This window comes from Bacillus sp. ABR, from assembly GCF_056172715.1.
The window spans coordinates 201,078-225,870 of record NZ_JAOYSL010000004.1; the positions used below are offsets into that span (position 1 = coordinate 201,078).

A 24,793-nucleotide genomic window follows, 5' to 3' on the forward strand; every position below is an offset into this window, starting at 1 on the left:
GAAGAGGTGGACTTATGAGCAAGCAGAAAATTCAAAAGGTATATCCTTTAACACCAATGCAAGAGGGCATGCTGTATCATGCCATGCTAGACCCTGATTCCTCCTCTTATTTCACACAGCTTGAGCTTGGAATAAGCGGAGATTTTGATCTCGATCTTTTTGAAAAGAGCCTCAATGAACTCGTACGGACATATGACATTCTGCGTACAGCCTTTGTCTATCAGCAATTACAAAAGCCTCGTCAGGTTGTATTGGCTGAACGTCATTTAGATGTGTATAGAGAGGATCTATCTCATCTGAATGATCAAGAGCAGAAAAAGGTATTGGATCAATATAAAAAGCAAGTGAGAAAGCAAGGATTTCACTTAACGAATGATCTGTTGTTGAAAGTCGCTGTTTTTCAATTAAATGAAACAAACTGGCACCTGATTTGGAGCAACCATCACATCATCATGGATGGTTGGTCCATGGGTGTTTTGATGAAAAAACTGTTTCATTACTATGAATCTTATCGGAACGGCCGAACCCCGGATCGCTCACAAGGTAAGCCTTATGCGGACTATATCCAGTGGCTTGGAAAGCAAAACAAACAAGAAGCGGAAGACTATTGGAAGGAGCGGCTGGAGGGTGCTGTTCAGCACCAAGGGCTGCTGCAGCAAAAAGAGGCGAACGGACAATATGACCATCAGGAATGGACGTTTACATGGGATGCACAAACGGTACAAGCCATTCAAGATGCGGCAAGACAATGCCAAGTGACAGCACCGAACCTTTTTCAGGCTGTCTGGTCCGTTCTTTTAAGCACCTATCATGCAGCAGATGATGTCACATTCGGAACAGTCGTATCGGGCAGACCTCCAAGTGTGTCTGGAATTGAGCAAATGGCAGGGCTGTTTATCAATACGATACCTGTTCGGGTGACATTGGATCAGGAACAGACCTTCAAACAGCTGTTTCAAAAGGTTCAGCAGCATGCTCTGGAAGCGGAAAACTATGATTTTATGCCGCTTTATGACATTCAGCAGAAAACAGCTGCTGGAGGAAAGCTCTTTGATCATTTGGTTGGGTTTGAAAACTATCCTTTAGATCAGGAGCTGTCTGGTGACACCATGTCTGCACGTCTCGGTTTTGCCATTGATGTAAAGGACGGATTTGAACAAACGAATTTCGATCTGAATCTTCTTGTCTATCCGGGTGAAACGTGGACATTGAAAATCAAATACAATGCGGTGGCGTTTGAAGAAAAAGTTATTGAAAATATATCGAAACATCTGACCAATCTCATAAAGCAAATCATTCAAAATCCTGACATGTATCTTCATGAAGTGACATGTATCACAGAAGAAGAAAAGCAGCAGATTGCAGCGTGGAATCAGACGGAGAGAGATTATCCGAAGCACCTGTCCATTCCCGAGCTGCTCAATGAGCGTATCAAAGCGCAGCCAAACCACCTGGCATTAGTCGAAGGCGAGCGAACATTCACATACGAAGAGCTTGGACAAGAAATTCGTCGTTTAGCCAGCAGCCTTGTAGAAAACGGCGTTCAGCCGGAGGATGCTGTCGCGGTGTATATGAACCGATCGGCAGATGCGGTGATCGCCATTTTAGCCATTTTACACGCAGGGGCTGCCTATGTGCCGATTGATCCAGCTCAGCCTGAGGAGAGAATCCGTTGGATGCTTGAAGACAGCGGCGCAGCCATTTTGCTCTATGCTGACAGCCAGCCGCCGGTTGATGAAAGCATCAAAGCAATTCATGTGACCGGCATGACTCATCACTCACAAGCGGAGTTATCAGTCGAGACGTCTCCATCTCAATTGGCATATATCATGTTCACATCGGGATCAACTGGACGGCCCAAAGGAGTGCAAATTGAGCATCAGCATATTGTGAGGTTAGCATGCTCTCAGGAGAAATTGGGCTTGAACACGTCGGATCGTATGGCGCATACAGGAGCTGTCAGCTTCGATGCGATTACCCTTGAAATCTTCACTACGCTTCTGAATGGGGCGACGCTTTATCCTGTTGACCGTGATACTTTATTGGATATACACCGATTCGAACAATTTATCCAAACACATCAAATCACGGCGCTCTTTTTAACGACTGGTTTATTTAATCAGCTCGCTCAGCAGCGGCCGCAAATGTTCAAAGGGTTAAAAACATTATTCACCGGCGGTGATGTGATCAATGAGAAAAGTGCGGAGCTTGTGAAAAAGCATCATCCATCACTTACCTTGCTGAATGTCTATGGTCCAACAGAAAATACAACCATCTCGACCATTTACGAAGTAAGAGGAGATGAAACGGGTCCGATCCCAATTGGTCAGCCGATCAATCATACGTCAGCTTATATTTTAGATGACTATCAAAGACTTCAGCCAATTGGAGCGCCAGGAGAGCTGTATGTAGGCGGGGATGGTGTTTCAAGAGGGTACATCAAACGTCCAGATTTGACTGATCAAGTATTCATGGCAGATCCTTTTAAGCCGTCAGGACGGATGTATCGAACAGGTGACTTGGCTAGATATGGTGCGGATGGTCAGATTGAATTCCTTGGCCGTGCAGATGATCAGGTGAAAATTCGAGGCTTCCGTATTGAGCTTGGTGAAATTGAAACGGTGCTTCGCCAAGAAACGGGTATCGATGATGCGGTTGTACTTGTTCAGCAGCTTTCTTCAGAAGAAAAAGAAATCATCGCCTACTTCACAGGAACGCTCACAGAAGAAGAGGTGCGAGATGTATTCAATCAAAAGCTGCCAGTTTATATGGTGCCGCACTATGTGATGAAGCTGGATACCTTTTCGCTGACAACGAACGGGAAATTAGATCGAAAAGCTTTACCAAAGCCGGACGAAGTGCATCGCGAAGAGATCAAAATCATGCCGCCTGAGACCGAGACAGAAAAGGTACTCGCTGACATTTGGGAGGAGCTTCTTGGAAAAACGATTGGGATAGACGAGCATTTCTTCATGGCTGGCGGGCACTCGCTCAAGGCGATGATGATGTCTGCGAAGGTTCAAGAAGCGCTTCAAAAGGAAGTGCCGATTCAAATGATTTTTGAGAAGCCGACGATTCGCTCATTAGCGGCTTACATCGATCAGGAAGGTCAAGAAGATGCTGGACATCCTATTTTACCAGCAGAGCAGGCGGGCGAATATCCGGTATCACCAGCTCAGCGCCGTTTATACATTTTGCAGACACTTGAACCTGACAGCACGAATTATCATATTCCGATCGTCTTAACGCTTGAAGGAACACTCGAATATGAGCGGCTCAAATCAGCATTTAATCAGTTAATCCAAACGCATGAAATCTTAAGAACGAGTTTTCATATGAATGGAGAAGACATTGTCCAAAGGGTGCATGAATGGTCAGCATTTGACCTTCCTGTTCATGACATCAAGGAAGAAGAGGCTGAGGCATTTCTTGCTGAACGTCAATCGCCATTTGATTTAACAGCGGCACCCCTTTTACGAGCTCAGCTGCTAAAGGTCAGTGAGAATCGTCATCTTCTCGTTTTGGAAGCACATCATCTCATTACAGATGGCAGCTCCATGAAGACGTTCATTCAAGATTTGGCGAAGGCTTATGATGGAGAAGCTCTTGCTGAAAGAGCCATTCATTATAAAGATTACGCTGTCTGGCAGCTAAGTGAAGAAGAAACGGAGAAACTGAAGCAACATGAAGCATATTGGCTGAAGCAATTTGAAGGAGATTTACCGGTTTTAGAGCTGCCAACTGATTATCCGCGTCCAGCAGAACGTGATTTTTCTGGAGAACGATTCATGTTTGGCTGTGATCAAGCAACGACTCAGCGCATTCATGAACTGCTTCAGAAAACCGATACGACCATGTATATGTTCTTGTTATCCGCCTTTCAAGTGCTGCTTGCCTCCTATAGCGGTCAGGAAGATATCATTGTGGGTTCGCCTGTTGCTGGACGGACACACCCTGATATCCAGGACATGCCGGGGATGTTTATTAACACCATTGCATTGCGCGGAAAACCAGAACAAACCAAAACATTTTTGCAGCTGCTTGAAGAAATAAAAGAAACAAGTGTTGACGCTTTTGCACATCAAAGTTATCCACTCGAAGAGTTAATTGCACATCTTCCGTTAGACCGTGATACAACTCGGAGCCCGCTTTTTAGCGTGTCATTTAACATGCAGAACATGGAGGTTCCAGCGCTAAAGCTCGGCGATCTGCACATTTCGCCTTATGCCATTCAGCATCACTCGGTCAAATTTGATTTATCTTTAGAAGCATTTGAACGCGAGGGAGCATTAAAACTGAGCTTTGACTATGCAGCGGCATTATTTAAAGAAGAGACCGTCCGCCGGTTCGGAACTCACCTCCTAGCGATTATTCGTGAGGCGGTTCGCCATCCAGAGGAACAGATCGGCTTGCTCCGTATACTGGATCAGCATGAACAAATAGAGCGTCTGGAGAAAAAAGCCGAAGGGCCAACGAATCGTCATGAGCCATTCCATGTCCAATTTTCACGTCAGGCTAAGGAAACACCGGATGCTATCGCCGTCATGGATGATCAAAGAAAACTCACCTACCGTGAGCTGGAAGACATGTCACATGCACTTGGCTGTGAACTTAAGAAACGAGGCGTAGATAAAGAAAAAACTGTGGCACTGATTCTTGACCGCTCTGTCTATGTGATCGTCTCCATGCTTGGTGTGATGAAAGCAGGAGGAGCGTTTGTCCCGATTGATCCAGCTTTTCCGGCTGAACGAATCCGCTACACATTAGAGGATTCAGGTGCACAAGTCATCGTAACAAATGAGTCTCTTGCTGATTCCTATCAAAATCGCAAGTCGATTCAAGTGGTGCAGGTTGAACAAGCAGTGCAACAAAGCTATTCACTAGAACTGCCAGAAGTATCGGTCGATCAGCTCGCTTATGTGATTTACACATCTGGGACAACAGGGAAGCCGAAGGGAGTACAGCTCACGCATCGTAATCTATCACACTATGTCAACTGGCTGACAAATGAGGTGACATTGCAAGAATGTGATCGGACAGCACTGCTTTCTTCTTATGCATATGATCTTGGTTACACAAGCATTTTCCCTGTTTTAAAAGCAGGGGGGACACTTTATGTTCCTCGTGAAGAGGTGTATACAGACCCTGTACGTCTGATGCGTTTGATTGATGAACAAGAGCTGACTTATATCAAAATGACACCATCCTTATTTCATATGATGGCAGATTCTAAAGAACATTCATTTAACGCTTTACGCCTAGTGGTACTTGGAGGAGAACCGATCATTCCTGAGGATGTTGAAACATTTATGAAGCAGCATCCATGCGTGGCAGTAATGAACCATTACGGTCCGACTGAGACAACCATTGGTACAGTGACCAAGCTGATCACACCGCAAGAGCTGGACGCTCTGAAGGAACGATCTTTGATCGGACAGCCAATTGCTCACACAAGAGCACTTGTATGCAATCAGCAGCAGCGTCTTGTCCCTTATGGCGCGCCGGGAGAGCTTTATATATCTGGGGAAGGCGTGTCGAGAGGATATTTGAATCAGCCTGAGTTAACAGCGGAACGTTTTCTTGAAAATCCATATGACCCTCAAGAGCGAATGTATCGAACAGGGGATTTGGTCAGACAGCATGCAAATGGAGATATTGAGTTTCTTGGAAGAGTCGATGATCAAGTGAAAATCCGCGGCTATCGCATTGAGAAACAGGAAATTGAGCATGCCGCACGTGCTCTGGCATCTATTCAAGAAGTCTATGTGAAAGTTCTGCACCTGTCCGGTTTGCCGGAGCTTGCACTCTATTACACAGCGCCTGAACACATTGGAACACTGACGTTTAGAGAAAATCTTGCGGAGACACTGCCGGATTATATGATTCCAACGTACTTTGTGAAAGTCGATCACATTCCACTTACCCAAAACGGAAAGGTGGATGCGAAGTCTTTGCCGCTTCCACATGAAGTGCATATGAACCGTACGGCGCATGTGGCACCAGAAACGGAACTTGAGCGGACGCTGTGTGACATTTGGTCAGAAGTCCTTGGGGTGGAACAAATGGGTGTTCTTGACCACTTCTTTGAATTAGGAGGTCATTCCCTCAAGGGCATGGTGCTCATTTCGAAGGTGCAAGCAAAGCTGAACAAGCATGTGCCGCTCAAAGTTCTGTTTGAAAAACCAACCATACGAGCGATGGCTGCCTACTTGGACGAAACGGATTCTTCGGTGGTTACATCCATTGAGCCGGCAGAAAAGCAAGATTTCTATCCCGTCTCTTCTGCTCAAAAGCGGATGTATGTACTGCAGCAGCTGCATCCAGATGCAGTCACTTATCATATGCCAGCCGTTTTAATGATGGAAGGCAGCCTTGATGTGAAGCAGCTAGAAGCAGCGCTTCAAGCCTTGATCGACAGACATGAATCGTTGCGGACCGCCTTTGTAGAAATTGACGGCGTACCCGTTCAAAAAGTCTATCGCCAAGTGCCGTTTACATTAGAGGTTGATGAAATAGAGGGCGATCAGGAGCAGTCTGTTATCGAGTCATTCATTACACCATTCTCACTACATCAAGCACCATTAATGAGGGCAAAAGTGGCGAAGCTTTCTGATGAGAAATATGTATTCATGATGGATATGCACCATATCATTGCAGATGGTGTCACACGCAGCCTGCTCATTCAAGAACTGGCAGAGCTGTATGAGAAAAAGACGTTACCGCCAGTTCAGCTGCATTACAAGGATTTTGCGGTATGGCAGCAGGAAGAAAATCAGCAGGCGATGCTTGAGAAGCAGCGGCAGTATTGGCTGGGGCAATATGCACAGCCGCCAGAAGACTTAGCGCTGCCCCTTGATTTTCCGCGTCCTCAAGTTCAGTCATTTGAAGGAGGGCGAGTCGATAGATGGTTGTCTGCTGAAAAGGTGCAATCTATCAAAACGCTCATGGCGGAAAAAGGTGTGAGCTTGAACATGGTGATGCAAACAGCATTTGCCATTTTCCTTTCGAAATTAACTGGGCAGACAGATATCGTCATAGGCGCTGTAACCGCAGGACGTACGCATGCTTCAATCGAACGAGTTCCAGGCATGTTTGTCAATACGCTTGCTCTTCGAAACGAAGTGCAGCCAGAAGACACGACAGCACAACTGCTTGAAAAAATGAAAGATCGCAGCCTATCAGCCTATGAACATCAAGAATTTCCGTTTGAGGAATTGGTGGCTCAGTTAGATCTTTCGAAAGACACGAGCCGCAATCCATTGTTTAGTGTCATGCTGACTACAGATGACCGTGACCTGACGTTACCGGATTTGAATGGACTCAAGCTGTCACAAAAGCAGCAAGATACCGTTCATGCAAAATTTGATATAACGCTTGGTGTATTTGAAGAAAATGATCAAGTGGGCTTGCGCTTTGAGTATGCAGCGGCTCTGTTTAAAAAGAGCACCATTCAGCGCTGGAGCCGATATATTGAAAAAATCATAGACGATATGGTGACTAAGCTGAATCAGCCGATTTCAGCGCTATCTCTCATAACTGAAGAGGAAAAACGAGAGCTGATCAATGAATGGTCAGGACCTGTCCTAGACGTCCCGTCAGATCAAACCGTTCATGCCCTGATTGAGGCGAAGGCACAAGGAGCACCGCATCAAAAAGCGGCGACCTTCTGTGGAAAGAGCTGGACGTATAAAGAGTTGAACAGCCGGGCGAATGTAGTGGCTTCAAGGCTCATCGCCAGCGGCACAAAACCAGGAGACCGCGTCGGCATTCTCACCCGTCCATCTCTTGACATGACAGCCGCTGTCTTTGGTGTCCTCAAGGCAGGTGCGGCATTCGTTCCAATTGATGCGGATTATCCAGCGCAGCGTATTGCGTACATGCTGGAAGACTGCGGGGCAGAGGTACTTCTGATGCAGAAAGGACTCACTGCGCCAAATTCTTTCACAGGACATGTGCTGTTCATAGAAGATGCGGTAGAAGGAGAAGCTCACGAGATTCAGGTTCATGTGAAGCCAACAGATCTCGCTTATATGATTTACACGTCTGGGACAACGGGACAGCCGAAGGGTGTCATGGTCGAGCACCAGTCCCTTGTGAATCTTGCGTTCTGGCACAATGATGCGTTCCAAGTGACGCACAAGGATCGAACTGCGAAATATGCCGGCTTTGGCTTCGATGCTTCCATTTGGGAGATGTTCCCGACGTGGATCGCCGGCGCAGAGCTGCACATTATTGATGAGGCAATTCGCTTAGATATGATCAAGCTCAATGCGTATTTCGATGAAGAAGGGATCACGATTGCCTTCCTGCCAACGCAGTTATGTGAGCAGTTTATGTCAATGAACAACCATTCTCTGCGCTATTTACTAACAGGTGGAGACAAGCTGAAACAGGTGAAGTCAGTTCCATATCAACTCGTCAATAACTACGGTCCAACTGAAAATACAGTTGTAGCGACAAGTGGAGTCATCGATCCAGAACAAAGCACGATTCCGATTGGAACAGCGATTGCCAATACTCGTTTCTACATCATGGGTTCGTTATATGACCTGTCGCCGCCAGGCGTACCGGGTGAGCTCGTGATTGCAGGAAAAGGACTGGCAAGAGGCTACTGGAATCTTCCAGAGGAAACAGACAAACGATTTGTCCCAGATCCATTTTATCCAGGCGAGCGCATGTACCGCACAGGCGATTTAGTGAAATGGACAGAGGATGGCGAGCTGATCTATCTCGGCAGAATAGACCATCAGGTCAATATCCGCGGCTTCCGTATTGAGCTGTCAGAAATTGAAGCCCAGCTTCTGACGCTGGATTCGGTGAAAGAAGCCGTCGTGACAACAGTCAAAGATGTGAGTGATCAAGATGCACTTATCGCTTATGTCATCGCGGCTGAAGAAACAACAGCCCTGAAAGAAAACCTAAAACGAACGTTGCCTGAATACATGGTGCCATCATGGATCATCAAGCTAGACCAATTTCCAATGACGGCAAATGGAAAAGTTGATCTGAAAGCATTGCCAGCTCCTGATATCGAAGCGAACCAAACGGTATACGAAGCACCAAGAGACGAAGTTGAGACACTTCTTTGCGGCATTTGGGAAGATGTCCTTGGCGTCAGCCAAGTCGGCATTCACGATCACTTCTTTTTCCTTGGCGGAGATTCGATTAAAGGTATCCAAATGGCAAGCAGACTCACGCAAGCAGGTTGGAAGCTCGATATGAAACTTCTGTTCCAGTACCCGACGATTGCGGAGCTGCGCCCATATATCGAGGAAGCCGATCTTCTCACAGCCGACCAATCAGCTGTCGAAGGAGAAGTCATTTTAACACCGATTCAACGCTGGTTCTTTGAACGAGCATTCAGTGATCAGCACCATTGGAATCTCTCGATGATGCTTCATGCACCAAATGGATTTGACCTTTCCATTACAGAACAAGTCATGCAAAAACTACTTTCACATCATGATGCACTGCGTATGGTATACAAGCAGGAACATAGCGGCATCCTGCAATACAACCAGCGGGAGCTACCGGAACCGATAGCGATTATTTCTCATGATGTCTCAAAAGAGCACGATGTGAAAAAGGTAATTTCCACATATGCCAATGAGTATCAGCGTCAGCTGAACCTAGAAACAGGTCCATTGATGAAAGTGATTTGTTTCCATGCAGAAGATGGCGATCATTTACTCATCGTGACACACCATTTAGTTATTGACGGTGTCTCATGCCGAATTTTACTAGAGGACTTTATGTCTCTATATCAGCAGGCATCTCAGAGACAAGCCCTTGTCCTGCCGCTGAAAACTCATTCCTTTAAAGAATGGGCAGAGGCCATTGAACGTTATGCACAGTCACAGCCATTAAAAAGTCAGCAGGAGTATTGGGCAGAAATTGAAAGCAAACCATTAACCGCACTACCTGTTGATCATGAAGTGACGAAAAGAAGAGTTGCCGAAACCAAATCGGTTCAAATGCAGCTGACAGAAACAGAAACTGAGCATCTTTTGACCGATATTCATCTGCCGTACACAACGGAAATGAACGATATTCTTTTATGTGCTCTCGGTCTTGCTGTTCAAGAGTGGACAGGTGAGTCCCATGTACATGTGCAGCTTGAAGGTCATGGAAGAGAGGATATTTTATCAGGGCTGGATGTCTCTCGCACAATTGGCTGGTTTACGAGTATGTATCCAGTTGTTCTTGAAGCGAAGCCGGATCAGACCATAGCTGATGCTATTAAAGGAACGAAAGAAATGCTGCGCCGTGTGCCAAATAAAGGGATTGGCTACGGGATTTTAAAATACATGACAGCCACTGAACCGTCAGGGCACCATGTACATCCTGAAATCAGCTTGAACTATCTTGGACAGATTGATCAGGAAGTGACGACAGAACTCTTTGGGCCGTCCATCCATGATATGGGACGACAAGCAAGCCCTGATTCGGAAGCTGTTTATAAGCTGAACCTTAGTGGTCTTGTTCAACACAATCGATTCATTTTGTCTTGCTCCTATTGTGCAAGTGAATATGAAGAACAGACGATACAGCAGTTCATGGCATTGTTGAAGGAAAAAATCCAATCCATCATCACCCATTGCTTAGCGCAGCAAGAACGGGAATTTACGCCAAGTGACTTCTCTGCGGCTGACCTTGAAATGGATGAAATGGACGACATTTTTGACATGCTTGAGGAGAAATTGACTTAACAACACACGAGATCAGTCATAAAAATAGGAAGGGAGGATGAAATAGATGAGTCAATTTAAAAGGGATCAAGTTCAAGACATGTATTATCTGTCACCGATGCAAGAAGGAATGCTGTTTCATACCCTCCATCATCAAGAAAAGGGCTTTTATGTAGAGCAAATGGATATGAACGTTAAGGGCACACTGCATCATGACTTACTTGAGAAAAGCATGAATATCATCGTGGAGCGGTACGATATTTTTCGTACCGTGTTTCTCCACGAAAAAGTAAAGCGCCCTGTCCAAGTTGTGCTAAAGGAGCGTCCTTTTACACTTGATGTTGTGGACTTGCAAGATCTTTCTGAAGACGAACAGCTTGAACGTATCGAGAAATTCAAACAACAGGATCAGCTAAGAGGATTTGACCTCTCGAAGGATTCTCTCATGCGGGCATCTGTTTTCCAAACGGGTTCTGCCAGCTATCGCTGGATATGGAGCTATCATCATATCCTTCTGGATGGCTGGTGCTTTGGACTTGTGGTGCAGGAGTTGTTTGCGATTTACCATGCACTTTTACATGACGTTCCTTATAAGCTAGAACCGGTCAAACCATATAAAGAATATATAAAGTGGCTGGAAAAACAAGATAAACAAGCATCACTTCAATATTGGCAGCAATCATTAGCAGGGTTTGATGGACAATCAACCTTTAAAGAACAGCGAAAACAAACGAATGAACATGAATTAGGCGAAATTGAATGGTCCATGAGCAAAGAAGAAACGGCTGCTTTGTCAGAGTTAGCGCTGCAGCAAAATGCGACGTTAAGCAGTGCGCTTCAATCCGTTTGGTCGGTTCTGCTGAGCAGGTATCAGCGGTCAAATGATGTGCTGTTTGGAACAGTTGTGTCAGGACGCCCGGCAGACTTGGCTGGCGTTGACAGGATGGTTGGATTGTTCATCAATGTCATCCCAAGAAGAATTCAGCTGACAGATCACATGACATTTCGTGCACTCCTGTCAGAAACACAGCAGCAGTCTCTTGCAGCCGAGCCGCACCAATATATTCCGATTTATGATATTCAGGCAAAGACAGGTCAGCAGCAGCTCATTGATCATATTGTCGTGTTTGAAAATGTCCCAGCCGCAAAGAAGGAGGAGCAAGAGGCACGGTTAGGGTTCACGGTGGAGAACATGAATGTCTATGAAAAATCAAACTATGATCTCAATCTGCTCGCATCGCCTGGAGAAGAATTACTATTGAAGCTGGCCTTTAACAAAAGAGCGTTTGATCCTCCATTTGTTCACAAGTTAAAGGAACAGCTCAGTCTATTGATACATGAGGCGGTCAAGCATCCCGATCAATCGGTTCATACACTCCCGCTCGTCACGAAGCAGGAAAAACAGCAGATTCTTGAGGAATGGAATGCACCTGAGCTTGAGCATGACCAGTTGTATTTGTCGAAATGGTTTGAGCATAATGTCGGCAAACAGCCAAATGCAGTGGCACTATCAGCAGAAGAGCAAACGATGACATATGCCGAGCTGAATGAACAGGCCAATCGATTGGCAAGGCATTTGCAAAAAAATGGGACTGAACATCAAACGGTCATCGCCATTTTAGCCGATCGAACACCTGAACTCATTGTCAGTCTGCTTGCAGTCTTAAAAGCAGGCGCAGCCTATGTGCCAATTGATCCTGATTATCCAGAAAGCCGCATTCAATACATGCTTAAAGACAGCGGAGCGACGCATCTTCTGACTCACTCAACCTTTATTGGTCAGGCGAAGGGACTCGGGTTTACTGGTACGTATCTGTTTGCAGATGATCAGGAAATTTCACTTATGAGCTCAGAGAATCTGCCGCTAGAAGCAGGTTTACACGATACGGCATATATCATGTATACATCAGGCACAACGGGTCAGCCAAAAGGCATCATGACAACCCATTCCAATATTGCCCGGGTAGTCAAAAATACGAACTACTTAACCATTTCAGATACAGATACACTGCTGTCACTATCCAACAGCGTATTTGATGGCTTTACCTTTGATGTATATGGTGCGCTTTTAAATGGTGCGAAACTTGTCCTGCCGAAAAAAGACACCATTTTAGATATGCACGAGCTGACGAAGCTCATTAAAAGAGAAAGCATTTCTGTCATGTTTGTTCCAACTGCTTTATTTAATCTTCTCGTTGATGAAGACACCGATTGGATGCGCAGTGTGCGCAAGGTGTTGTTCGGAGGGGAGCGTGCATCTGTACAGCATGTGAGAAAAGCCTTTGATGTCATGGGAAAAGGCAGACTAATCAATGTCTACGGCCCAACCGAATCAACCGTTTTTGCCACCTATTATCCTGTAGATGAAGCTCCGCCGATAGAAGCGCATTCTATTCCAATCGGAAAGCCGATTAACCAAACGGGTGCTTATATATTGAGCCAGCAAGGACAGCTTCAGCCGATTGGAATGGTCGGAGAACTTTGTCTCAGCGGCAAAGGGCTTGCGAAGGGGTATTTGAATCGTCCTGATCTGACAAAAGAAGCCTTTATCACACATCCATTTGCTGCGGGAGAAAGGCTGTATCGTACGGGAGATTTGGCTTATTTTCGAGCAGACGGTCTGATTGAGTATGCAGGCAGAGTGGACGATCAGGTGAAAATTCGCGGCCACCGAATTGAGCTGACAGAAATTGAAGCCCACCTTCTCATGCATCCAGGCGTAAAGCAAGCTGCCCTTATAACGGATCAGCATGGCTCGCAGCATACAAGACTGCTTGCCTATATGACATGTGAGGAGGAGTGGAAGGACAAAGTTGATGTGATCAAGTCAGGGCTGAAAGAGAAACTTCCGGCTTACATGCAGCCTCATGAGCTGATCAGACTTGAGAAAATGCCGCTGACACCAAATGGAAAAGTTGATAAACGTCAGCTGCCAAAGCCAGAAGCGCCTCAAGGAAACCGCCATGTGAAGCTTCCGGCAAATGAGGTAGAACAAAAGCTGCTTGTCATGTGGCGTGAAGTGCTTGAACGAGATGATATCAGTACAGATGACCATTTCTTTGAGCTTGGAGGTCATTCTTTAAAAGCGATGTCGCTTTTATCAAAGGTGTCGAAGGAATTCGATGTTCAGGTGCCTATTCACTTGTTGTTTGAGACACCTACAATTGAAGCGATCAGCCGTTATATTCAACAGCAGGATCATGAAGCTGCCGGCTATCTTGTATTCAATGAATCTCAAACGCCAACAGTCTTTGCTCTTCCGCCATTACCGGGCTATGGCTTTATCTATCAGGAAGCCGCCAAAACGCTCGATTGTGTTCGTTTGATCGCCTTTGATTTTATTGAAGCTGATCACCGCATGACGCAATACGTTCAGCATATTCAGCATCTTCAGCCTGAAGGGCCTCTGACTTTGATGGGTTACTCTGGCGGGTGCTATCTGGCCTTTGATCTCGTTCAATCGCTTGAACAAGCAGGACGGACGGTGGATAAGGTCATCATGATCGATTCCTATAAGAAAATTGGAGAAAGTGATTTAGAAGGACGATCCATCGAGGACGATATCCAAGCGATTGTTCATCAATCAAAGCAAAGTGAACTTGCCCAAGAAGAGCTCGTTCAAGAAGCGCTTGCTCAAAAAACGCGGGCTTATTATGAAACATTTGTTAAGGGGGTGAATCAAGGAAAGATACAAGCAGATATTGATTTCATCCAATCAGAAGAGCAAATTGAGATTCCAGACTGGATGGATCATTGGGAAAAGGCGACGACCGGTGCATATCGCTATTATCAAGGCTATGGTCAACACGCTGACATGTTCAAAAACAAAGAGTGTGCAGCCCAAAATGCCCAGCTGATCCAAAAGATCGTGAATCAAAAAAATAGAGAAGCCGTTTTGTAAACTTTAGTTCAGGCAGGGGTGCATATTGGCAGCCCTGCCTGTCAAAAAAGGAAAGGAACTCATATGAAACCATCAATTATAAATAAATCAAATGTACATGAATCAATGGATACGATTTTACAAGATGTACAGAGAACGATTTTACAAACCAACGAAATCGAACGCTTCGCTGTTTTTTCTCGTGAAAAAACCATTCGACCGCGGCCATATCACCTCTCTCATTTATTTCTCGACAATCACATGGAGCAGGAGGCCGCAGCTGAATCGATACAGATGCAAATGGCTTCCCCTGCTTTAGCGGACATGCCGCCCGCCCTTTCCTATGGAGGGGATCTAGATGTTAAGGCAGGAGCCCAAACCTTGCAGGACGCCTTAACAGAGGCGGCAAAAACGAAAAATGGTCTGACTTATATCGTCAATAGTGAAAATGAACTCACACAATCCTACGCGCAGTTAAAGGAGGACGCCGAGCGGGTTCTGACAGGTTTGAGGGCGTTAGGACTTGAACCGGGTGATCCTGTATTCTTTCAGTTTTCATCCAATCATGCGATGGTAACAGCCTTTTGGGCGTGTGTGTTAGGCGGATTTGTTCCAACACTAGTGTCCGCCGCACCGACCTATCGGGAAATGAATGCCTCCGTGAAGAAGCTTCATCATGCGTGGAACCTGCTGGAGCATCCGCTCATTTTAACAGATGACTCGCTGGTTGATGAGGTGCAAGGCTTAGCTTTATTGTGGCATACAGACAAGTTACGTGTCGCAGCCGTTGAGCCGATGCTTTCTTTAGAAAGAGATATAGAAGCTTATCCAGCGTCACCGGATGATTCAGTCTTTTTTATCTTAACGTCTGGAAGCACAGGGATGCCCAAATGCGTAGAACATTCTCATCGAAGCGTGCTGGCGAATGTCAAAGGAACAGTGGCAGCCAACGGGTTTACACAAGAGGATGTGTCGTTAGACTGGATGCCTTTAGATCATATTGGCGGTATTGTGATGTTTCACCTTGTCAATGTGTACACGGGCTGTGAGCAGGTTCGGGCAAGAACAGATGATTTTATCGCTCAGCCGCTGCGCTGGCTTGACTGGATGGACCGCTACCGTGCAACGAAGACATGGGCGCCTAACTTTGCATTTGCGATGATCAATGATTATGAGAAAGACATCTCGTCAGGATCTTGGGATCTTTCTGCTATGACCTGTATGATCAATGGGGCAGAAGCGATCGTACCGAAGACGATTCACCGATTTTTACACTTGCTGGCTCCGCACGGCTTAAAGGGAGACGTCATTAGACCAGCATTCGGCATGTCTGAAATCTCTTCAGCCGTTGTCTTCTCTTTTGCGATAGAACGGGGAGATGAAAGCAGCGGGGTCCTAACCTTTGAGGAAACATCACTCACAGAGCAGCTAAGACCAGCGGAGGCACGGGAGACAGGAACCGTCAGCTTTACAGAGCTGGGAAGACCAATTCCGGGTATTACGATTCGTATCGTTAACCATCAGCATGAGCTTCTTCCCGAAGATCATATTGGCAGTGTGCAAATTAAAGGGCCGACGACAATGAAGGGCTATTACAAGAATGACGAAGCGAATCAAGAAGTTTTTCAAACAGACGGCTGGTTCCACACGGGGGATTTAGGTTTCCTGCACGAAGGAAGGCTGACATTAACCGGTAGAGAAAAAGACATGATCATCATCAACGGGAAAAATTATCACAACTATGAAATTGAAGTCATTGCAGAGGAAGTACCTGGCGTCGAAACGAGCTTTGTCGCCGCTTGTTCCGCTCGGATGGAAGCATCTGCATCCGACGAGCTGATTCTCTTTTTTACACCGAAGCTGTATGAACCTTCTTATATCATGAGGGCAAGTCAAAATATTAAATCCCATATTGCAACAAAAATGGGTCTATCTGCATCGCGTGTGATCCCTGTCCAGAAGCATGCCTTTCCGAAAACAAGCTCTGGAAAAATAGAGAGGGCACAGCTTAAGAAGCGATGGCAGGAAGGCGAATTCGATGAAATCATCAAGGAGCTGGACATCAGACTTGAAAATGAACACACCTTGCCTGATTGGAGTTTACAAAAGAAGTGGATACCTGCTCCGCTCCATGAAGCTGAAAAACAAACATTAGGGAACACGGTGATCTTTGCAGATACTTTAGGGCTGGCAGATCAATTGAGATCCCTTTCAAGCAATGAAGAAACCTATATTACGGTTGAACCGGGTCAAGCATTCACACAACTCACCCATACACACTTCATCATCCACCCGAATCGGCCGTCTGACTACGAACAACTCTTTGAGACGCTCCGTTCGTATGGCGTTTCGGTGAAACAAATCATTCACCTTTGGAACTACACAACTCAAGAAGACACACTTCATGCAGCGTTGGCAAAAGAAGCGCAGAAAACTGGCAGCATGAGTGCATTATATGTAACAAAAGCGATCGCTGCCTATGAGGAGCCAGTAGAGATCACCTTTGTCTCTGCTCATGCGATGAATTTGCCGGAAGATCAAACACATGATGTGGAGAAAGCAACGACAGCAGGATTGATGACAGCTGTTCAGCATGAATGGCCGTTTATCAAGGTGCGGTGTCTTGATTTTTCTCTGGCAGAATCAGATGCAGGCCGTTCTCATGCATCATCGATTATGACAGAGCTTACACATGACACAAGCCATCATATCGCCGCTTATCGCGAAGGTGTTCGTTATACTCCTCTTTTAACGCCGCTTCATCTGGAAAAAGAACAAAGGAGGAAGAAGCCGCCGTTTGAATCATCCGGGCTTTACGTGATAACAGGCGGGCTTGGCGGTATTGGGCGGTTGCTGAGTGAGCACCTGCTGACATCCTATCAAGCGCATCTTGTGCTGGTTGGAAGAAAGGCGAGAGAGGCTTTATCTGTGGAGCAGCAAGATGTATTAATTTCACTTGAGAAATTAGCGGAAAAGCGCGGCGGCACAGTTCTTTATGAAAAGGTGGACATCACTGACGCAAAAGCCATAGAAGCCTTGATCTCAAAACAGGAGGCAGCTTTAGGCAAAAGGCTGCATGGCGTCATTCATTTCGCTGGCATCATTCAAGAAGAGCTGCTTCGTGACATGACGTCTGTGTCATTACATGCGATGTACGAAGCGAAGGTATATGGCACGATTGCGCTACATGAAGCAGCTTCTAAACGGCAGAATGTCTTATTCCTTTCTAGCTCGTCAGCTCGAACGTTAAAGGGCGGGATGACCGTTGGCGCTTATTGCGCGGCCAATGAGTTCGTTGAACAATTTGCTCATTATCAGAGGCTCACCTCTACAGTAAAGCCGTATTGCTTTAGCTTTAGTATGTGGGATGAGACGGGAATGAGTGAAGGCTCAATGATCAAAGGCATGCTAAAAGAAAGAGGCTACCTCCCGATTCCAAAGCGGGCAGGCATTCAAACAATGCTGGCATGCTTGATGACAGATACTCCTCTCATTTATATCGGGTTGGATCGATCGAAGCAGGATATTCAAGAAATGATACAGGGGGATATTCAAACAGAACAGGCCGTATATGTCTTTTTCAAGACTGATCAAACAACGGCTATTGAAGAAAGGCTGTATCAGTCCATTTATACGTGTATACAGTCTCGTCTATCTGGGGAATGTTCCGTACATCTCTATCCTGAAGAATACTGGAAAGAAACAGAGGATGGGATGCCGGACGAAGTGCATTTCAATGAATTAATAAAGGAAAGTGGACAGGGTTCAGAGGACAAAGCACCTCAAACTGAGACGGAAAAACTCTTGGCGCGCATTTGGTCCGAACTGCTTGATGTTTCAAACATCAGCTGTGGTGATCATTTCTTTCTACTCGGAGGTCATTCGCTCAAGGCAACGCAAATGCTGTCAACTGTTAGGCAGAAAACGGGATTTGACGTGCCGCTCGCCGTTCTTTTTGAGCATACGAGACTTGGAGAGTTAGCGGACTGGATTGATTCATATGCCAAAGCCGATGAAGCGATTCCGATACGGAAAATAGAAAAGGGTCAGGAGCTTCCGATGTCCTATGCTCAGCAAAGACAGTGGTTTCTCTATCAATTACAGCCCGATCTAGCATTATACAATAATACGATTTCCTTTCGGATGAATGGACCTTTAGATGTAAAGGTGCTTCAGCACAGCCTGCAGCAAATGGTGCAAAGGCATGAATCGCTCAGAACATCCTTTGCGATGAACGGCGATGAACCGGTACAGATCATACATGAGCATATGACTCTTCCAGCGCTTGAGGTGGTAGATGTATCAGAGCTGGCATCACAGGAAGAAAAAGAACAAAAAGCGGCTGAATGGGCGAAAAGAGAAGCGGGCACACCTTTCCGCTTAGAGCAAGATGCACTTTTTCGCGCGAAATTAATTCGGCTGTCAGAAACAGATCATTTGCTGCTGATGTCCATTCACCACATCGTGTCAGATGGCTGGTCGATTGGCATTGCCGCAAGGGAGCTATCCGAATGGTATACAGCGATGATCGAGGGGAGGGAGCCTGATCTCTCACCACTGCCAATTCAATATGCAGATTACGCACTATGGCAGAAGGAGTATTTGACGGGAGAAACACTTCAGAAGCAGCTTTCCTATTGGAAGGAGCAATTTGCGGTACCTGTGGAAGAGTTGATGCTGCCGTATGACTACACGCGTCCGGCCGTTCAATCCTATAGGGGAAAAACGAAAAAATACCGCTTGTCGAAGCCGTTATCAGAACAGCTGGCGGTTCTTTCTAAGAAAACAGATAGCACCCTTTATATGACATTACTTTCGGCTTTCTCTACCTTGCTGCATCGATTGTCTTCACAGGATGAGTTTGTCATTGGATCCGTCATTGCCGGGAGAAATCGGACGGAGATGGAGCAGCTCATCGGATTTTTCGTGAATACGCTGGCACTTCGGATCGATCATAGCGGGAATCCGGCTTTCACAGAGCTATTAGAGCGAGTGAAGGAAACAACAATGGGTGCCTATGCACATCAAGATGTGCCGTTTGAGATGGTCGTAGATGAACTGAATATTGTACGTGAGGCTGGGAAGCAGCCGCTGTTTCAGGTCATGTTCGTTCTGCAAAACCTGCCTCTTGAAGCATCACCGATGGGTGAGGCGACATCCGTTTTAGCCATTGAAGATAACGATACGGCCAAGTTTGATCTATCCCTGTTTGTTTTTGAAGGGGCGGAAGGTCTTCAATTAAAACTAGAGTATGATGCAGACTTATTTTCTGACGACACGATGGAACGGTTGCTTCGTTACTACGAACAGCTGCTTGCGTGTATTTGTGAAAATCCAGCACAGCCGATCAGACAAATGAATTATCTGCCAGAGAAAGAGAAGCAGAAGCTGCTCTATGAATGGAGCGGCAAAACAGAACAACCAGCAGGCCCGCTTCTCATCACAGAAAGGTTTGAAGCACAGGTGAAAAAGACACCTCATGCGATTGCCCTCGAATCTGGGGAAGACCAGTGGACGTATCAGGAGTTACAAGAGAAAGTCAATCGGCTTGCCGCTTATCTGCAGCAGCGAGGAGTGAAGCCGCATGAACCAGTAGGGCTGCTGATCGACAGGTCGCCTGAAATGATTTTTGGGGTGCTGGCGATTGTGAAAGCAGGCGGGGCCTATGTCCCAATTGATCCTGAATATCCAGATGCACGAATTGATTATATGCTGAGGGATACAGGTATTCAGCTGTTACTAACAAAAAATGAATGGCTGAAACAAGTCTCGATCAGTCAAACCGAGCTCATTTGTCTTGATCAGGGATATGAAGAGTTTTTATCGGAGGGAGAACTCCAACCTGCTGCCCTCAAACCTGATGGACTCGCTTATATCAATTACACATCAGGATCAACCGGTCAGCCAAAAGGGGTTTTGATTCCGCATCAAGCGGTCATCCGGCTTGTATGTGAAACAGATTATGTCACCCTTGATGAACATACGCGTATTTTACAAATCGCTAGCTTTTCCTTTGATGCCTTTACGTATGAAATATGGGGAGCCCTGCTCAACGGAGGAAGGCTGATACTGACCGATCGAAATACGATTTTATCAATGGATACGCTGGCTGACACGCTGACATCTTACAAGATCACAACAGGATTTCTGACAGTGCCGCTGTTTAACCGATTAACAGAGGAACATCCAGAAGCTTTATCTGGATTCAATGCCTTATTGGTCGGTGGTGATGCTTTGTCAGCTGCTCATATCCGTAAAGCGCTGCCGTATTTACCTGAAGGCCTTTTAAACGGCTATGGACCAACTGAGAATACGACGTTCTCCTGTGTGCATCACATTCGGGCAGTGGATGAGGGGCAGGTGGCGGTTCCTATCGGTCAGCCAATTGCGTATTCACAAGCTTATGTACTAGACGACCAGCTGCAGCCGGTTCCGCAAGGTGTCATTGGAGAGATCTATGTAGGCGGTACAGGGCTTGCACTCGGTTACCTTGGAGATGAAGAAAAAACATCACAATCATTTATCCCGCATCCTTTCCAAGAAGGAGCGCGTTTATATAAAACAGGCGATATGGGCCGCTGGCTGCCAAACGGCATCATCGACTGCCTAGGAAGAATCGATCATCAGGTGAAAATTCGCGGACACCGCGTCGAATGCGGGGAAATTGAAGCCGCTATGCTGCGCTTTGAAGACATCATAGAATGTGCAGTCATTCCGCACCAGCATGAGAGTGGCCACAAGCGGTTGATCGGTTATTTTGTCCAAAAGGGCAGCGTGACCACGCAAGACATTCGCCATCAATTAAAAGAAATACTGCCAGATTATATGGTGCCAAGCCTATTAATAGAGCTGGAGGAACTCCCGCTCACGGCAAATGGCAAGGTAGACCAAAAACGTCTCCCGCCGCCAGAGTGGAGACAGGAAGAAGTAGACAAACCGGCTGACAAGGCACTCAGTGAGGAAGAACGTGTACTGGAAAAAGTGTGGACTCAGTTGCTCGGCGCTCCTTCGATTGGCGTACATGATAACTACTTTGAGCTTGGTGGAGATTCGATTATTGTCATACAAATGGTGGCGCGCTTAGCACAGGAAGGCTACGTCATTCAGCCGAGAGATGTATTTGAAAAACAGACGATTTCACAACTGGCACTGGCTATGAAAAAGTCAGATGCTGCTGCGTTCTATGATCAGTCGCCTGTCACAGGAGTTGTTCGTCTGCTTCCGATCCAATCATGGTTCTTTGAGCAATCATTGACAAACCAAGATTACTGGAATTTATCTGCGTATATGGAATTCAAGCAATCCATACAACTCAAGCAGCTGACACAGGTTCTCTCAAACATTGTCGATCATCACGATATGCTGAGAGCGATTTATACAAAAGCAGCAGATGGCTCGTGGATTCAAACCATTCGTGCGCCTGGCATCACCCCTTGTGTCACCTTCTTTGATCTGACGGGTGTTTCTCAGGAGGAAGCGCTGGAACAAATCCGCATGGAGACCGCCGCTTGTCAAGGAACGTTGTCATTAGAGCGAGGGGAAGTCATCAAAGCCGTTCTTTTTCACACAAGTGATGGTATGTCTGAACTCTTTATCGCTGCCCATCATCTTGTGATGGATGGAATCTCATGGCGCATCATACAGGAAGACCTATTAAATGGACTGAAGCAGCTTGCGGCAGGGCAGGAAATCGCGCTTGCAAAGAAAACTGCGTCCTATCAGCAGTGGGCTGAGGCTCTTTATGAATATGCACAAACCGATCAATTACAAGAGCAGGTTCCTTTTTGGCAAAATATCATCAGTCAAGAGGAAGAGGGTTCTCCTTTTCAAACACCTGCGCTTTTCAATATAGAAGAACATGCAGAGATCCTGTCTATTCAATTAACGAAGGATCAAACAGATATTTTACTAAGACAGGCATCTCAAGCGTATCGAACAGAGGTAAACGATTTACTTTTATCAGGACTCACGCAAGCCGTTGGAAAGCCGCTGCTTATTACGTTAGAAGGGCACGGACGCGAGGATTTATTTGAACAGATGGATTTGTCACGAACAGTCGGATGGTTTACAAGCTCTTATCCTATTTTTATTCCTTTTATTCAAACCGATGTTGAGAGACAAATCAAAGATGTCAAAGAAACCTTAAGAGCTGTGCCGCAAAAGGGAATAGGCTATGGCTTACTTCAATACATGACAGCATCTCGTTTACTCAAAAAGGCAGCGCCGCAGATGAGCTTTAATTACCTTGGACAGTTAGATCAAATAGACGGTGAGACACACCTTTATATAGCTGATGAACGAAATGGACATGTACATGATCCAAAAGCAGAAAGACAGCATTTGATCGATGTGTACGGATATGTTGTGAACGGTCAGCTTCAGATGAATTTTATGATCAATCGTGAACTGCTTCAGTATGAAGAGGTGCGCCTGTTACCTGAACGATTCAAAGAAAAAATGGAGGATATTCTGACGCATTGTGTAGAAACAAAAGGCGGTTTTACGCCATCTGATTTTCCAATGGTTCAGCTGACGCAAAAGCAAATCGATGATCTCCCAGACAATGTAGTGGATGTGTATCCACTATCTCCAATGCAGCAAGGGATGCTGTTTCATGCTTTATTAGATCAAGCGTCACAGGCGTATTTTGGTCAAGTGCATATGACGCTCGAAGGCTTAACGGACGGTGCAGCCTATGAAAAAGCCTGGAATCTGCTTGTGGAACGTCATTCGATTTTGCGGACAACATTTGCTTGGGAAGGGCTAAAGGAGCCTGTTCAGTTGATTCAATCAGAAGGAAGCATTCACCTCACTCAGCACGATGTGCGCCACCTGAGTGAAACGGATCAGAAGGAAGCCATCGAGCAATATTTGCAAACAGATCGTTTAAAGGATTTCAAACTAGAAGATACGGATGAACCGCTGATTCGTATTGCTTTATTCCATCGTGATGAAAACACATGCACGTTTGTTTTTAGCTTTCATCATATTTTAATCGATGGTTGGAGCTTGTTCAGCTTTATTGAAGAATCCTTTTCTTTGTACCGCTCTCTTGTGGATGAACGGGAGGTGGATCTTCCTGCTGTCCGTCCATATAAAGATTTTATCGAGTGGCTGCAAAAGCAGGATCAAGAGAAGGCGCTAGCGTTCTGGAAACATTATATGTCAGGAGTAGAGGAGACTACGCCACTTCCAGGAGACGATGGGCATGCTTCAGATGAAGATGCAGGTGTTGATCAGCTAAGTATCAAACTAACGCCCGAGATGCAGGAGAAACTCGAAAAGATGACAGGCAAGCAGAAGGTGACAATGAGCACCCTGATTCAGACAGCATGGGGGCTGCTTTTGCATCTTCATTCAGGATCTGATGATGTCGTGTTCGGAGTGACAGTATCAGGACGGCCGGCGGATTTACCACAGGTTGAAAGCATGACAGGGCTCTTTATTAACACATTGCCGCTCCGTTTGCCGATCACGCCAGAGTGGACCATTTCCAAGCTGCTGGCACATACGCAGGACACAGTTTTTCAGATGCGGGAATTCGAATATACCGTACTGCCAGATATTCAGCAGCTGACCCACATCCCGAATGGAGATTCATTGTTTAACAGCATTGTCGTGTTTGAAAACTATCCGATTGAATCTATCGAGCCATACGGAGTGCGTATTGTAGACATTGCGAGTCATGAAGAAACGAACTATGACCTGACCCTTGTGGCAGTTCCGGGAGATACGCTGGAGCTTCGGGTCACATATCGCCTCAATCAATATACAGAAAAGCAAATACAATCGTTGATGCAGCAGCTGATCCACACACTTGAAGCGATGACAGAACAAATGGAGACACCCCTTTCTTCCTTCACAATCGTGACGAATGAAGAAAAAGAGCGGATGATCACCGATTGGGCGAAAAACGCACAAGTCAGTGTGCTGTACCCAGATCAAGAAGAGGTCTATTCAGGTGTGCATGATCCTTCCTGTGAGACGGAAATATATGTCCTGAGCGAAGAGCATCAGCTCATGCCGATAGGATTCCCTGGAGATATTTTTATCGGCGCAAAGGATATCAAAGCACTTTGCGGGGAGCTTGCTGATTGGATGGAGACGCATAAAATTCCGCATCCATTCAAACATCAAACTGGCGAATACCTCTATCCGACAGGTGATGTCGGCGTTTGGACTGAAAAAAATAAGATTCAGATTTTGGATTGGATGTAGGAGGAGA

3 protein-coding genes are annotated in these 24,793 nt (G+C 46.0%); all 3 read left to right on the forward strand.

Annotated features, from left to right (window positions below; all coding sequences use genetic code 11):
- Window positions 1-14 precede the first annotated feature (14 nt).
- The 3 genes from OIT90_RS14420 (at window position 15) to OIT90_RS14430 (ending at window position 24,786) form a co-directional block, all read left to right on the forward strand.
- Complete coding sequence (locus tag OIT90_RS14420; protein ID WP_474892662.1) at window positions 15-10,709, forward strand: non-ribosomal peptide synthetase; 10,695 nt, start codon at window positions 15-17, stop codon at window positions 10,707-10,709.
- Between the two features lie 46 nt (window positions 10,710-10,755).
- On the forward strand, window positions 10,756-14,589 hold the full coding sequence (locus tag OIT90_RS14425) for a non-ribosomal peptide synthetase (protein ID WP_474892663.1): 3,834 nt from the start codon (window positions 10,756-10,758) through the stop codon (window positions 14,587-14,589).
- Window positions 14,590-14,652: 63 nt separating this feature from the next.
- Window positions 14,653-24,786, forward strand: coding sequence for an amino acid adenylation domain-containing protein (locus tag OIT90_RS14430; protein WP_474892664.1), 10,134 nt, complete (start codon window positions 14,653-14,655; stop codon window positions 24,784-24,786).
- Window positions 24,787-24,793 lie beyond the last annotated feature (7 nt).